Annotated in this window: 14 protein-coding genes and 1 tRNA gene; 10 read left to right on the forward strand and 5 right to left on the reverse strand. The window is 65.5% G+C overall.

Annotated elements, in window-relative coordinates:
- The 4 genes from AC5JJ6_RS21170 to AC5JJ6_RS21185 form a co-directional block, all read left to right on the forward strand.
- Positions 1–192: universal stress protein (locus AC5JJ6_RS21170; protein WP_496043957.1), on the forward strand; the 192-nt coding region annotated here is incomplete at its 5' end.
- 355 nt (positions 193–547) lie between these two features.
- A complete protein-coding gene (locus tag AC5JJ6_RS21175; RefSeq protein WP_496043958.1) occupies positions 548–934 on the forward strand; it encodes a bleomycin resistance protein in 387 nt (128 codons plus the stop codon).
- Positions 931–1,257, forward strand: coding sequence for a hypothetical protein (locus AC5JJ6_RS21180; RefSeq protein ID WP_496043959.1), 327 nt, complete (start codon positions 931–933; stop codon positions 1,255–1,257). Before AC5JJ6_RS21175 ends, AC5JJ6_RS21180 begins: the two co-directional genes overlap by 4 nt.
- Positions 1,258–1,324: 67 nt before the next feature.
- Entirely contained in the window at positions 1,325–2,092 is a 768-nt protein-coding gene (locus AC5JJ6_RS21185; RefSeq protein WP_496043960.1) for an isocitrate lyase/PEP mutase family protein, read from the forward strand.
- Between the two features lie 557 nt (positions 2,093–2,649).
- Here the strand turns inward: AC5JJ6_RS21185 and AC5JJ6_RS21190 are convergent.
- The 3 genes from AC5JJ6_RS21190 to AC5JJ6_RS21200 form a co-directional block, all read right to left on the reverse strand.
- Positions 2,650–2,725: transfer RNA gene (locus AC5JJ6_RS21190), tRNA-Glu, on the reverse strand.
- A gap of 59 nt (positions 2,726–2,784) precedes the next feature.
- Positions 2,785–3,822 carry a threonine aldolase family protein gene (locus AC5JJ6_RS21195; RefSeq protein ID WP_496043961.1) on the reverse strand — a complete coding sequence of 346 codons (1,038 nt, stop codon included), beginning with the start codon at positions 3,820–3,822 and terminating at the stop codon, positions 2,785–2,787.
- 40 nt (positions 3,823–3,862) lie between these two features.
- Positions 3,863–4,204: a hypothetical protein gene (locus tag AC5JJ6_RS21200; RefSeq protein ID WP_496043962.1), complete on the reverse strand. Its 342-nt coding sequence runs from the start codon at positions 4,202–4,204 to the stop codon at positions 3,863–3,865.
- Positions 4,205–4,251: 47 nt separating this feature from the next.
- Here AC5JJ6_RS21200 and AC5JJ6_RS21205 point away from each other — a divergent pair, with 47 nt between their 5' ends.
- Positions 4,252–5,352, forward strand: a complete 1,101-nt coding sequence (locus AC5JJ6_RS21205; protein WP_496043963.1) for an RluA family pseudouridine synthase — start codon at positions 4,252–4,254, stop codon at positions 5,350–5,352.
- A 137-nt stretch (positions 5,353–5,489) separates the two neighbouring features.
- Positions 5,490–6,374: an RNA polymerase sigma factor RpoH gene (gene rpoH, locus AC5JJ6_RS21210; RefSeq protein WP_044427559.1), complete on the forward strand. Its 885-nt coding sequence runs from the start codon at positions 5,490–5,492 to the stop codon at positions 6,372–6,374.
- Between the two features lie 29 nt (positions 6,375–6,403).
- On the opposite strand, the gene AC5JJ6_RS21215 is transcribed toward rpoH, so the two are convergent.
- Both AC5JJ6_RS21215 and AC5JJ6_RS21220 read right to left on the reverse strand, forming a co-directional pair.
- On the reverse strand, positions 6,404–6,886 hold the full coding sequence (locus tag AC5JJ6_RS21215) for a hypothetical protein (RefSeq protein WP_496043964.1): 483 nt from the start codon (positions 6,884–6,886) through the stop codon (positions 6,404–6,406).
- Positions 6,883–8,922 carry a protein kinase domain-containing protein gene (locus AC5JJ6_RS21220; RefSeq protein WP_496043965.1) on the reverse strand — a complete coding sequence of 680 codons (2,040 nt, stop codon included), beginning with the start codon at positions 8,920–8,922 and terminating at the stop codon, positions 6,883–6,885. The genes AC5JJ6_RS21215 and AC5JJ6_RS21220 overlap by 4 nt, the downstream gene beginning before the upstream one ends.
- Before the next feature lie 326 nt (positions 8,923–9,248).
- On the opposite strand from AC5JJ6_RS21220, the gene AC5JJ6_RS21225 reads away from it, so the two are divergent.
- The 4 genes from AC5JJ6_RS21225 to AC5JJ6_RS21240 form a co-directional block, all read left to right on the forward strand.
- Positions 9,249–10,832 carry an ABC transporter substrate-binding protein gene (locus AC5JJ6_RS21225; protein ID WP_496043966.1) on the forward strand — a complete coding sequence of 528 codons (1,584 nt, stop codon included), beginning with the start codon at positions 9,249–9,251 and terminating at the stop codon, positions 10,830–10,832.
- 1 nt (position 10,833) lies between these two features.
- Positions 10,834–11,790 (forward strand): ABC transporter permease, encoded by a 957-nt coding sequence (locus tag AC5JJ6_RS21230; RefSeq protein ID WP_496043967.1) that lies wholly within the window; start codon positions 10,834–10,836, stop codon positions 11,788–11,790.
- Positions 11,771–12,625 carry an ABC transporter permease gene (locus AC5JJ6_RS21235; RefSeq protein ID WP_496043968.1) on the forward strand — a complete coding sequence of 285 codons (855 nt, stop codon included), beginning with the start codon at positions 11,771–11,773 and terminating at the stop codon, positions 12,623–12,625. The genes AC5JJ6_RS21230 and AC5JJ6_RS21235 overlap by 20 nt, the downstream gene beginning before the upstream one ends.
- On the forward strand, positions 12,622–13,180 hold a 559-nt coding region (locus tag AC5JJ6_RS21240; protein WP_496043969.1), incomplete at its 3' end, for an ATP-binding cassette domain-containing protein. The genes AC5JJ6_RS21235 and AC5JJ6_RS21240, both read left to right, overlap by 4 nt.

Genomic DNA, 13,180 nt, shown 5'->3' on the forward strand with positions numbered 1-13,180 from the left:
GCCGAGCTTCGCATCGTCGGGCGCAGCCAGCATTCTACCGGCACCAGCCTGCTTTCGGCGGCCACCGACCTGCAAGCCGATCTGCTGGTGATGGGAGGCTACACCCATGACCCGCTCCGCCAGAGCATGCTGGGAGGCGTCACCCGCCACATCCTGAAGCATGCGCCGGTACCGGTGCTGATGGCGTATTAGGATGGATGCAGCCATGCTAATGCGCCGCCGGCCAGCGGAACCCAATGAACACATTCCGAACTCAACCCTGCCTCAACGCCCAGCAGGCAGGATCACGTTTCTGAGCAGAGGCGGAATATAGGCTGGCGGACCAAAGCCTGTGAACGCCTATGAATGTGTGCACTTATACGTTGGCTGCGCCAACGTGTGCCCCCGCGTCCAGGCCTGAATGTATATTCCTGCTCGTTCTATGGCGTCATCCCATGTGAGAGCTGGCCGATCCCTCATCTCTGCTTGAGGTGTTTACAAACCGCTCGCCCGAAGCCGCCGTTTATGTAACATAAAGGACGTTATGTTTCACTAAATGGGGCGGTGTATGGCGGTCGAGTTCAAGCGGGTGGCTCCGGTCTTTCCAGTGCAAAGTGTTTCGATAGCGCTTGCCCTTTACAGACGCCTCGGCTTTGAGGGCACCGCCTATGGGGAAGCAGGGGCAGATGACCCAGAATATGGGTTCCTTGCCTGCGGGCCGGTGACGCTGCATCTGGCGAGAACTCCAAACCTGGACCCGAAAACTTCCATTTCCGCCTGCTATCTCTATGTCAGCGATGCCGACGCGCTTTATGCAGCCTGGCAGACCACTGGCATTGGGAGCGGCCTGAAGCCGCCTACCGATACGCCTTATGGGCTGCGGGAGTTCGCGTATATCGACCCGGACGGCAATTTGCTGAGGGTTGGCTCTCCCTTGCCGGATTTGCCCGCATGACGGCTACCAAGAACACGTTACCGGCTGTGGAGCCTTCCGCTGTGGCGCTCGCCGGGATCAGGGAGCTAGTGGTGCCTGCGCTGATTGCCCTCGCGGGAGATCGCGCAGCCATCCGCTACATCGAGTTCTTCACCGTCACCATCCGCAATCCGAACACCCGCGCCGCGTATGCGCGGGCAACAGCGGCCTTTCCGGCGGAGTGCGAAAGCCACGGCCTCACCCTCCCCGCCATCCAGCCGGTGCATCTATCGGCTTGGGTCGAGGGTCAGGGCCGACAGCTCGCGGCCCCGACTGTCAAGCAGCAGCTCTCCCTCGCGGCATGATCGCAGGATCCGTGACACGGGTGGCTTGGCGAGATTGAACTTCATCCGATCCGAAACGGAGCAATCGATGACCACGATGGCAGAGAAGCGAGCGACTTTCCGCAAAATGCACGATAGCGGCTTCTTCGTAATTCCCAACGCCTGGGACGCGGGCAGCGCAGTCCGCCTCACCAAACTCGGGTTCAAGGCAATCGCCTCCACGAGCTCGGGCGCCGCCTGGGCTGCAGGCAGGGACGACGGAGAACTCGGTCTCGATGCCACGCTCGGCCACCTGAGGACGCTCGTCGCGGCCACTCCCCTGCCGATCAACGCCGACTTCGAGAACGGCTACGCCGATCGTCCCGAGGACGTCGCGGTGAACGTCGCGCGGGCACTCGACACCGGAATCGCAGCGCTGTCGATTGAGGACTGGTCAGGCAGCTTCATGTACGAGCAGGGCCTTGCAATCGAGCGCATTGCTGCCGCTCGCATCGCCATCGACGCCGTGGATCCAAGCATCATGCTGATCGGCCGCAACGAGAACTTTCGGGTTCCCGGCATGCCGGCAGGCGAAAGCATCACCCGCGCTGTCGCCTATGCCGAGGCCGGGGCCGACTGCCTGTTCGTTCCCTTCATCCTTGATTCGGGTGCAGTGGCCGAACTTGTCGCAGCGGTCGCGCCAAAGCCGGTTAACGTGGTTGTCCACGAATACGACGACGGCATCCGCTCCCTTGCGGCGCTCGGTGTCCGGCGCTGTAGCGTGGGCGGCAGCCTCGCCCGGCGGACCTGGTCGGCCTTCGACGCCGTGGCCCAGACACTTCGCAATTGCGAGGCCTCAGCCGGGAACTCGGCGTAAATGTACAGGTCGGCGTTCAAGTAGGTTCCCGTTAGACGGGTTCAGGATCAGCAGCCCGGCAAGCCGTCCGAAACTCAACCAGAGCGCCGATCGCCAAATCCTGCCACCGATCAGGCGGCGCACGGCGGCTTCAGCGTCAACGCGCGGTTCGATCGGGATTCGCACCCGCTTCCCCTTCAGCTCCGTCATGACCTCGCCCATTCGAAGACATCACTACAGGAGCACGTAATAATCCAGTTTATCAGGGAGGAAACATTTGAGGGGAAAAGAGGTGGCTTAATCAGCCACGGCAAGCGTCTTGACAGATCGAGCACTGCCTCGTGGATCGAGCCAGGCACCTGGCAGACCTGCGGCAACCTGTCCAGGCAGCGCCGGCGCCGAAGAACGCCAGAGGATATAAGTGATGATCCGGCGGAGATTTTCTCTGATGCCTGAACGACAGGCAGGTCTAGGCATTCACGACGGGGTCCCCGCCATTATACGCCCATGCACGCCGTCAGCTGGGAGCAGCTTTGTGGGAAGTTGGAAGGCCCCGGCGCTTAAGCCGCTGATCTAAATGGCGTCCCCAAGGGGATTCGAACCCCTGTTACCGCCGTGAGAGGGCGGTGTCCTAGGCCTCTAGACGATGGGGACATCGCTGGGCGAGAGGCCGGCTATATACCTAGTGCTCCGGCCTCCCGCAAGGGCTATTTTCAGCGCGTGGCGGCGATCAGCTCGCGCGCGTCGGCGATCATGCGGTCGATGTCGCCGGCGTCGGTGTTCCAGGCCGTCACCAGCCGGATCACCGTGCCGTCCCAGCGGTAGAAGGCGTAGCCGCGCTGTTCCAGGCCGGCGATGACCGGCTCGGGCAGGTCGATGAAGATCTCGTTGGCTTCCACCGGGTCGCGCAGCCGTGCGCCCGGAATCGCTGTCAAGCCCGCGGCCAGCCGGTCGGCCATGGCGTTGGCGTGGCGGGCGAGGCGCAGCCACAGGCCGTCGGTCAGGTACGCGTCGAGCTGGGCCGACAGGAAGCGCATCTTGCTGAACAGGTGTCCGGCACGCTTGCGGCGGAAGGCGAAGCTGTCCGCCAGCTCGGGGCGGAAGAAGACGACCGCTTCGGCGGCAAGCGCGCCGTTCTTGGTGGCGCCGAAGGACAGCACGTCCACCCCGGCCTTCCACGTCAGTTCGGCCGGCGAGCAGCCGAGCCGGACCAGGGCGTTGGCGAAGCGGGCGCCGTCCATGTGGACCGGAAGGTCGTAGCTGCGGGCAACCTCGGCCAGCGCCGCTACTTCATCGGGCGTATAGACTGTGCCGGACTCGGTCGCCTGCGTCAGGGTCAATGCTGCCGGCTGGACGCTGTGGACGACGCCGACGCCCGCTTTCTCCAGTGTCGCCCGCAGCAGGCCGGGCGTCAGTTTGCCGCCGGCGCCGGGCAGTCCCACCAGCTTGGCGCCGCCGGTGAACATCTCCGGAGCACCGCATTCGTCGGTGTTGACGTGCGCCATTTCATGGCAGTAGATCGCGCCATAGGGCGGCGCCAGCGTCGCGAGAGCAAGCGCGTTGGCGGCGGAACCGGTGGCTGCCGGGAAGACGGCGGCCTCCCGCTCGAACAGGGCGGATATCTTTTCCGTCACCCGCGCCGTCAGCGGATCGGCGCCGTAGGACGGTGCGGGGCCGCTGGAGGATGCGGCGATCAGGGCTTCCAGAATTTCCGGCGCTGCGCCGGATACGTTGTCGCTGGTGAAATTCACGGGGCTGAGGTCCGGTGTTGCTGATAAGGTGTGACGGCCGTCATTGTTGGGCAGCCGCCGGCCGTTGCATCGTACGGTCGGAATTCGGGGCGGTAGCCGGTCCGGTGGTGACGCTGGCGGTCACGGCGCCGTTGCGGGGGTCCAGGATATAGAGACGATCCCCCTGCCCTTCTGGCAGCCTGACCGTGAAGAGGACGCGGCTGCCGGCAAGCACGACGCTCTCGATGCGAGCACCGGCGCCAAGGTCCAGGGCGGTTTCGGCGATACGGCCGGGAACCGGCTGCTGCGGTGCTCCGGCCTCGGCCTGACGTTCGGGATCGGTGGCGCGTTTGTAGATTTCATAACCGAGGAAGCCGAAACCCCCGATTATGAAGATGGCCATTATGGTAAGGATAGCTTTGATTGCCCGCACGGTCGAGGTCCAGTCTGTTGAGCATTACGGATAGCGAAGACGAAATCGATGCCGGTGATCCCGATGTGGAAGGACCCGAGGACGGCGGACCCGAAACCGACGGGGAACCGCTGAGCTTGACCGTGGCCGAGGGCGATCGGGGCGAACGTCTGGATAAGCTGCTGGCCGGCGGGCTCGACGGCCTGTCTCGCTCCCGTATTCGCGCGCTGATCGATCAGGGCCGGGTCTCATCCCTGGGCGCGACGATAACCGACGCATCCATGCGGGTCAAACCCGGCCAGACGTTCCACATCGCGGTTCCCGAGCCGGAAGCGGCCGTGCCCGTGCCGCAGGACATCCCGCTCGCGATCGCCTACGAGGACGACGACCTGCTGGTGATCGACAAGGCGGCCGGCATGGTCGTCCATCCCGCTGCCGGCAATGCCGACGGCACCCTGGTCAACGCGCTGCTCTGGCATTGCGGCGACAGGCTTTCAGGGATCGGCGGCGTCCGCCGGCCCGGTATCGTCCACCGGCTGGACAAGGATACCAGCGGCCTGATGGTGGTCGCCAAGAACGACCTGGCGCATCAGGCCCTGGCGGCGCAGTTCGCCGACCGGTCGCTCAGCCGGACCTACCAAGCCGTCGTGTTCGGCGTGCCTTCGCCGGCAAAGGGCGAGATCGAGGGCAACATCGGGCGCAGTTCGTCGGACCGGAAGAAGATGGCTGTGGTATCCGGGGGAAAGACTGCACTCACCCGCTACCGCGTGTTGCGTACCTTCGGAACGGCTGCATCCTTGGTAGAATGTGTGCTGGCTACCGGGCGCACGCACCAGATTCGAGTGCATATGGCTCATGTCGGACATCCCTTGGTCGGAGATCCGGTCTATGGTATCCGCAGAAGTGGTGGACCGGCAGGTCGCGGAAATGTGGGCGGCAATGCGGGCGGCTCAGCGGGCAATGCCAAACAGTGCGTTGTCACGGAACAGGTCCGGGGTGCTCTTGTTGGTTTCCCACGTCAGGCCCTGCATGCCGTCGCTCTCCGGTTCAACCATCCGAGAGACGCTCGGCAAATGCAGTTCGAATCGGAATTGCCGTTGGACATCCATGCTTTAATCGAAAGCTTGGAATCGATTTAAAACTATGACTGAGCCTGGGGCTGGGGTATTATGGCTATCATAGCCAGATCCTTTTTCCAGGTTGGTTTCCGCGGCGGTCGGAACCGGACAACTCAGGGGATTGCACACCGTCCGAAGAAGAGAGGGGCACGTATAGCATGTCGAACACTCCCAGCGTTCCAGTCATCAGTTCGGAAGGCAACCTGTCCCGCTACCTTCAGGAAATCCGTAAGTTTCCGATGCTGGAGCCTCAGCAGGAATTCATGCTCGCCAAGTCATGGCGCGAGCATGGCGACACCGAAGCGGCACATAAGCTGGTCACCAGCCATCTGCGCTTAGTCGCCAAGATCGCCATGGGCTACAGGGGCTACGGCCTGCCGTTGTCGGAACTGATTTCCGAAGGCAATGTCGGGATGATGCAGGCGGTCAAGCGGTTCGATCCGGACCGGGGTTTCCGCTTGGCGACATACGCGATGTGGTGGATCAGGGCGGCCATCCAGGAATACATCCTGCATAGCTGGTCGCTGGTGAAGATGGGAACCACGGCGGCGCAGAAGAAGCTGTTCTTCAACCTGCGCAAGCTGAAGGGCCAGATGCAGGCGATCGACGAGGGCGACCTGTCGCCGGAGCACGTGACCCAGATCGCGACCAAGCTGGACGTGCCGGAACAGGACGTGGTCAGCATGAACCGCCGTCTGGCAAGCCCCGACCACTCGCTCAACGCGCCGCTGCGCGCCGACAGCGAGGGGGAATGGCAGGACTGGCTGGTCGACGAGCAGGATACGCAGGAAATCTCGCTGGCGGAGCGCGAAGAGCTCGGCAAGCGCCGTGCCCTGCTCAAGAGCGCCATGACCAACCTGAACGAGCGTGAGCGCCATATCCTGACCGAGCGCCGCCTGAAGGACGAGCCGACGACGCTGGAAGACCTGTCGCAGCATTACGGCATCAGCCGGGAACGCGTGCGCCAGATCGAGGTCCGGGCGTTCGAGAAGCTTCAGAAGAACATCAAGAACGCGGCGATCGAGCAGCGCCTCGCCCAGTGATCCTCAGGAGTGATCCGCAGGACGGGGCGCTACGCGTCCTTGACTTCCTCCACGATGCCGTTGACCTCCGTTCCCCAGAGGTCGATGAGTTCGCGCTGCTCCTCGATCCTCTGGGCGATCTTGGATTCGGCGCGCAGGATGATCCAGCCCGCCACCGCCGGGGGAATGCCGTAGTACAGCGTCCAGCCCAGCCCGGCGGCGCCGTACATGACCAGCCACGCGAAGGGGTCCGTCAGTATCCTGGACAATGCCGCCATGGTATGGCCGGCCTGCCATAGACTGACCGTGAAGGTGAACACCCCGGCGAAGTTCAGCCCGCCTACGGTCATCGGCGCCGTCTTGTCCGGATCGCGGTCCACGACATAGGCGACCACCGTCGGTATCATGCCGACGGCGAGCAGGACGGTGGTCGGCAGAAAGATCAGGCCGACCGGCATCAGGATCAGCAGCACGGTCACCATGCCGCTGGACGAGCTTTTCCGCTTCCTGCCCGGCCTTGCCGACCGGCTCATCGCAGCACCAGCCTGTAGAGCACGATCCCGGCGAAGGCCAGCGTCGCAACGATGCTCGATACGACGGCCGCGATCTGCCGGCCCGACGTTTCGGCGATTTCCTCGCGGTCCGAAATCTCGATCTTCAGCTTGTCGACTTCACGCTTGGCAAGCTGGAACTGCCGCCGGGCCTTGGCGAACTCGATCTCGTCCTTGCGGATGGCGGCCGGATCGTCGATCAGCTTCAGCAGAACGGCCAGATTGCCTTCCTGCGCCATCCTCATGGCTTCGTTCTGGAGTTTCTCGCGGTGGCTCCGGCTGTGGAAACGCTCGATCGCCGGCCCCATCAGTTCGACCATCCAGGCACACAGACCAGGCAGGCTGACCGGGCCGAAGCGTTTCTGGACATCCGCCAGCACGTTCAACAGAGCGGAGATACGCCGCAGATCCTCGCCGCCAGGCGTCGTCAGCACGATCAGCCGCTCATCGAGCTTGCGGTAGCGGGCGATCAGGAAGGCGGCGATATGCCTGTCCATCGGCTCGCGCGGCCGTCCCGGCTGTTCCGCCACCTCTTCCAGCGCCGACAGCAGTTCGTTGCCGCTGGTCACCATATGGTTGCGCACCATGGCGCTGTAGCACGGCATCATCGGGTTCAGCTCATACAGCACCCGCTCGATCCCGTAGCCCGATCCCAGACGCTCCAGCTGGGTCCGCAACCCGTCGAAAGCCTGGACCAGCGGCACATGCTCCGCCTTGAACTCGGGCTGCATGTTGACCCAGAAGCTCGGCAGCTGGGCCGAGATCGCTTCTCCCAGCGCCTGATACCCCTCGTTCCGGACGAAGGCGTCGGCCAGGGCCGCGCCGAAGCCGTCCGCCATGACCGCCTTCTGCTTGTACCGGATCGGCCCTGCCGGATCGAGCGCCAGACAGACGCGGGCGACCAGCCGGTCCTCGAAATTGGCGCCCTTCCCGGAAGCGCCCGCCGTATCGACGGCGGTCGCCACCGCCTCCGCCCTCGCCTCGTCGCCCAGGCTGCGCCGCAGCCAGCGGTCCAGTTCGCCGGTCTCGATCAGCGGGACCGCGGCTGCGGTATTGCGGGCGAAGGCCCGCGCCAGCTGCCGGGCATGCCAGTACTGCGCGCCGGCCAGTTCGAAGGGACGGGACGCCCTGCGCGGCACCTGGGGCTGCCGGGGACTCAGCCGCCGCCCGCTCAGCCACAGATCCAGGTCGTTCAGCGTCCAGCGCTGCTTCGGGTCGTCGGCCAGCATGCCGCGCAACGGCTCCATCAGCGCCAGCGAGATGCGCGAGGTGCCGACCAGCGCCGGATAGGTGCCCCGCTCGATCTTCGCCTGGAGCATCGCCTCGTCGTCGAGGTGGCGGACGGGATTGCGGCCCATGAACAGCAGCAGGATCGTGATCCCCAGTGCGTACAGGTCGTCGGCGGTCGTGCCGACGCCGCGGCCCGACGGCTGGGCCATCGCCCGCTCGGTCGTCAGAAGCAGAGGCGACTGGCCGAAGGACGTGACGGCGGACACGCACTCGCCCAGCATGATGCCGCTGGTGCCCTGGTCGCGCAGGAAGATGTTGGTCGGACGGATATCGCCATGCACGATCCCGCGGCTCGACAACTCCCGCAGGGCTGACGCCAGCGGCTGGATCACCGCACGGGTGATCTGCTCCTCCGTCATCTGTTCGCGGGTGTCGCCCAGGCTGTTCATGAACCGGCGGCCGCCGGGATTTTCCAGGATGAAGACGATCCGCTTCATGCCGTCGACCGGCCAGTCGACCATGCCCCACTCGATCATGCGCATCAGCGCCACATGCTCGATTCCGCGGATGCCCGACAGCAGGTCCATCCGGGGCGGCACGCCCAAGGTGCCGACGCGGGCGAAGACCTCCACCTTGCGGTCGCGCAGAGCCCTTACGGCAAAGGCCGCCCCACCCGGCCCGTCCAGCGACGGCAACGGGGTTCCCGGCAGGATCTCGTAGCGGCCCGCCAGATTGACCGGCTCGTAACTGAGGCCGGAAGCTGCTGTGGCTTGAGCGGCTGTCGCCATGGGTACGGCGCTGTCCCCGCGTTATGAACCGACACCGCCACCCTGCCATCCAGACGGATAAGGAACCGTTAAGCCACCGCGTTCCGGCCACACCGGCGCACGCCGCCCGAACGGCGCAAAGAAGCAACAAAAATCCATCAATGACGTTTAATGTCACCGTTTTGTCGAAGCGCTTTATCGATGCGGGGCGGCTACCGTGCGGTATTGCATCCGGCGATGCCGATCTGACAGGTTAAGCGATCCTGAATTCCGCACGGAAGCGGCATCGAAGCAGTAGTCCGGCGTTGCGACATGTGCGCGCCCAGTAAACCGGAGGCACCAGAATCATGGTAAAGCGCACAGACCACACGTTATCCGCCGCCGGCACCAGCCGCCGCCAGTTCCTGGCGGGCACGTCGGCGATGGCTCTCACCTTGGTGTTTGCCGGCACGGCAGCCCTGTCTTCCGCCTTGGTGTCTTCCGCCTTCGCCCAGGCGCCGGCCCCGAAGCGCGGCGGCTCGCTGAAGGTGGCGGTACCCGCCGCCACCACGATCGATCCGGTCAAGCTGAACAGTTCCGGCGGCATCGCCATCGTCCAGCAGGCCGCCGAGTACCTCGTCTACGCCGAGCCCGACCTGACGCTTCGCCCCGTGCTTGCGACCTCGTGGGAGCCGTCCGACGGCGGCAAGGTCTGGACCTTCAAGCTCCGCCAGGGGGTCAAGTTCCACGACGGCAGGCCGATGACGGCCGCCGACGTCGTCGCAAGCTTCCAGCGGCTGGTCGATCCGGCCAACGCGTCGCCCGCCGCCGGCGCCATGCCGTTCCTGAAGAAGGAGGGCATCGCCAAGGTCGACGACCACACCGTCCGCTTCACGCTGGACCGCCCGATCGGCACGTTCCCGTATTTCACGCAGACCTACAACTGCGTCGTCCTGCCCGCAGACTATGCCGGCAACTTCGCCGAAAAGCCGGTCGGCACCGGTCCGTTCAAGCTGGTCTCCTACCGCCCGCAGGAAGGCGCAACGTTCGAGCGCAATCCCGATTACTGGGACCAGCCCAAGCCCTATCTGGACCGGCTGGAGATCCAGACCTTCGAATCGCCCCAGCCGATGGTGCTGGCGCTTCAGTCCGGCGACATCCAGGTCGTCCAGCAGCTCAGCTATATCGACGCCCAGGGCATCAGGAACGCTCCCGGCATCGCCTTGATCCAGGCCGACGCCGCCGACCATCGCCAGCTCTGCATGCGGACGGACATGAAGCCGTTCGACGACAAGCGGGTCCGGCAGGCGGTGGCGCTGTGCTTCGACCGCCCGACCATGGTGCGCGGGCTGCTGGGCGGTCTGGCCGATGTGGCGAACGATCATCCGATCGCTCCGATCTACCCCGAGAAGATCGAGATCGTCCAGCGCCAGGGCAATATGCAGAAGGCCCGCGAGCTTTTGGCGGCAGCCGGCTATCCCCAGGGCTTCACGATCGACCTCTATACCCACCAATATCTGGAACTGCCGCAGTTCGCGGCGCTGGCCCAGCAGATGCTTGCCCCCGCCGGGATCAAGGTCAACCTGAAGGTGGAACCGACCAACCTCTACTATAATCATTGGACGGAAGTCGGCTTCGGCCTGACCGACTGGACCAGCCGCCCGGTGGCGGCACAGATCCTGGCCCAGAGCTTTCGCAGCACGGCGGAGTGGAACGCCGCCCATTGGAAGAACCCCGAGTTCGACGAGATGCTCGCCAAGTTCGAAGCCGAACCCGACGTCGCGGCCCGCACCAAGATCGGCAACGACATGGCGGCCCTGCTCAACGAAGAGGTCCCCGCGGTCATCGCCTATTTCAACAAGAACCTGCGCGCTTCCCGCGCCACGGTGAAGAACCTGACCGGCAGCATGTCCAACTATCTCGACCTTACCCAGGTCTGGGTCGAAGCCTGAGATGCTGCGTTTCGTCGGCCGTCGGGTGCTCCTGCTCGCCTTCACGCTTGCGGTGGCCTCGGTGCTGATCTTCGCGATCACCAACGTCCTGCCGGGGGACGTGGCGCGGATCATCCTCGGCCCCTTCGCCCCACAGGATGCCGTGACGCGCCTGAACGCCGAACTGGGTGCTGACAGGCCGGTGGTGGTCCGTTACGCGGAATGGCTGGCCGGCGTGGTGCAGGGCGACTGGGGACGATCCTATGCCTTCAGCACCGCCGTCTTCCCCCTGGTACTGGAGCGGCTGGGCCGCTCGCTGCTGCTGGCCGGCAGCGGTCTGGCCGTCCTGGTCCCGCTCGCCATCGCGTCCGGCGTGGCCGCCGCCCGGCGCGAGGGCGGGCTGTTCGACCGCGTGCTGTCCACCGTCAGCCTCGCCGTCGGCGCGCTGCCGGAATTCGTCACCGGCGTCTTCCTGATCCTCGTCTTCGGCATCTGGCTAGCCGTGCTGCCGATCCAGGCGCTGCCGCCCGACGGGGCCGGTCCGCTGACGGTGGCGGCCCACCTCGTCCTGCCCGTCGCCTGCCTCGTGCTCCTGCTGTTCGCCTATCTTTTCCGGATGACGCGGGCGAGCATGATCGAGGCGCTGGCGGCCGATTATACCCGCACCGCGACGCTGAAGGGGCTGCCGCCCCGGACCGTCGTCTGGCGGCACGTGCTGCGCAATGCCCTGCTGCCGACCGTGACGGTGATCGGCGCGCAGATCGGCTGGCTGGTCGGCGGTCTGGTGGTCGTGGAAACCCTGTTCAAATACCCCGGCATCGGCAGCCTGATCCACTTCGCCGCGACCAACAAGGACATCCCCCTGCTGGTCGGCTGCTCGCGCGCCATCACCGTCGTCTTCGCGCTCGGCAACCTTGCCGCCGACGTGCTCTACGCCGTCCTCAACCCACGGGTACGCCATGGCCGAAACGCTCATTGACGGCCGGCGCGGCTCGCGGAGGCGCCGCTTCACGCCGGCGCGCGGGACGATCCCGCTCGCCATCGGCTTGGCCATGGTGCTGGTCTGGATCGTGACCGCCATAGGCGCCCCGTGGTTCGCCCCCTATCCGCCGGCGGAGATCGACTTCCTCGCGATCTCCCAGCCGCCCTCGGCGGCGCACTGGTTCGGCACCGACCAGCTTGGCCGGGACATGGCGAGCCGAGTGATGCATGGCGGGACCTATGTCCTGACGATAGCGCCGGCCGCGACACTGCTCGGGCTGGTGCTGGGTGCTGCGATCGGGCTGGTCACCGCCTGGTTCGGGTCCTGGGTGGACGAGGTCGTGATGCGCGTGCTCGACGCCGTCATGGCCTTTCCGATCGTCATCCTGGCGATGCTGGCCCTGACCTTCCTGGGGGCGGGGACCGGCAACGTGATCCTCGTCATCGGCCTCGTCTTCGCGCCGCTGATCGCCCGCACGGTCCGGGCCGCAGCATTGGTGGAGGCCCGCAAGGAATACGTCCAGGCCGCCCAGCTGCGCGGCGAGGGCGCGCTCTACATCATGGCGGTCGAACTGCTGCCCAACGTCCGCGGGCCGCTGATCGTCGAGGGCACGGTCCGGCTCGGCTACGCCGTCTTCACCTCGGCGACGCTGGGCTTCCTGGGCCTCGGCGTCCAGCCCCCGACCCCCGACTGGGGGCTGATGGTCAGCGAGAACCAAGCGCTGCTGACGACAGCCCCCTGGACCGTCCTGTTCCCCGCATTTGGCATCGCCTGGGTGGTGGTCGCCATCGGGCTGGCCGCCGACGGGCTTAAGGAATATCTGGAGCCGTGACAGCACCCCTGCTCGAACTCGACAACGTCACCATCAGCTACCAGCGCCGGCGGGATCTGGTCGACGCCGTCCGCAACGTCTCGCTGGTGGTCCAGCCCGGCGAGGCGTACGGCCTCGTCGGAGAGTCCGGCTGCGGCAAGTCCACGCTCGCCATGGCCGTGCTGCGCTACCTGCCCCGCAACGGGTTGCTGACGTCCGGGCACGTGCTGTTCGAGGGACGCGACCTCTTCACCATGACGGCGCCGGAACTGCGGCGCATCCGGGGCGACCGCATCGCGATGGTCTACCAGAACCCCGGAAGCGCCCTCAACCCGACCATCCGCGCCGGCGCACAGGTGGCGGAGGTCTTCCGGCATCATCGAGGATTGCCCCACCGGGCCGCGACGGAGGCGGCGCTGGACATGCTGCGCAAGGTCCGGATTTCGGAGCCCGACCGCGTCGCAGCGCTCTATCCGTACCAGTTGTCGGGGGGCATGCAGCAGCGGGTCGTGATCGCGATGGCGCTGGCGTCCGACCCGGCGCTGCTGGTCCTGGACGAGCCGACGACAGCGCTTG

The organism is Skermanella sp., assembly GCF_059503625.1.

Excerpts from the sequence above, each read along its gene's own strand:
- AC5JJ6_RS21175 (WP_496043958.1), top strand. The coding sequence starts at position 548 with ATGGCGGTCGAGTTCAAGCGGGTGGCTCCGGTCTTTCCAGTGCAAAGT.
- AC5JJ6_RS21180 (WP_496043959.1), top strand. The coding sequence starts at position 931 with ATGACGGCTACCAAGAACACGTTACCGGCTGTGGAGCCTTCCGCTGTG.
- AC5JJ6_RS21185 (WP_496043960.1), top strand. The coding sequence starts at position 1,325 with ATGACCACGATGGCAGAGAAGCGAGCGACTTTCCGCAAAATGCACGAT.
- AC5JJ6_RS21200 (WP_496043962.1), bottom strand. The coding sequence starts at position 4,204 with ATGGCCATCTTCATAATCGGGGGTTTCGGCTTCCTCGGTTATGAAATC.
- rpoH (WP_044427559.1), top strand. The coding sequence starts at position 5,490 with ATGTCGAACACTCCCAGCGTTCCAGTCATCAGTTCGGAAGGCAACCTG.
- AC5JJ6_RS21215 (WP_496043964.1), bottom strand. The coding sequence starts at position 6,886 with ATGAGCCGGTCGGCAAGGCCGGGCAGGAAGCGGAAAAGCTCGTCCAGC.
- AC5JJ6_RS21220 (WP_496043965.1), bottom strand. The coding sequence starts at position 8,922 with ATGGCGACAGCCGCTCAAGCCACAGCAGCTTCCGGCCTCAGTTACGAG.
- AC5JJ6_RS21225 (WP_496043966.1), top strand. The coding sequence starts at position 9,249 with ATGGTAAAGCGCACAGACCACACGTTATCCGCCGCCGGCACCAGCCGC.
- AC5JJ6_RS21230 (WP_496043967.1), top strand. The coding sequence starts at position 10,834 with ATGCTGCGTTTCGTCGGCCGTCGGGTGCTCCTGCTCGCCTTCACGCTT.
- AC5JJ6_RS21235 (WP_496043968.1), top strand. The coding sequence starts at position 11,771 with ATGGCCGAAACGCTCATTGACGGCCGGCGCGGCTCGCGGAGGCGCCGC.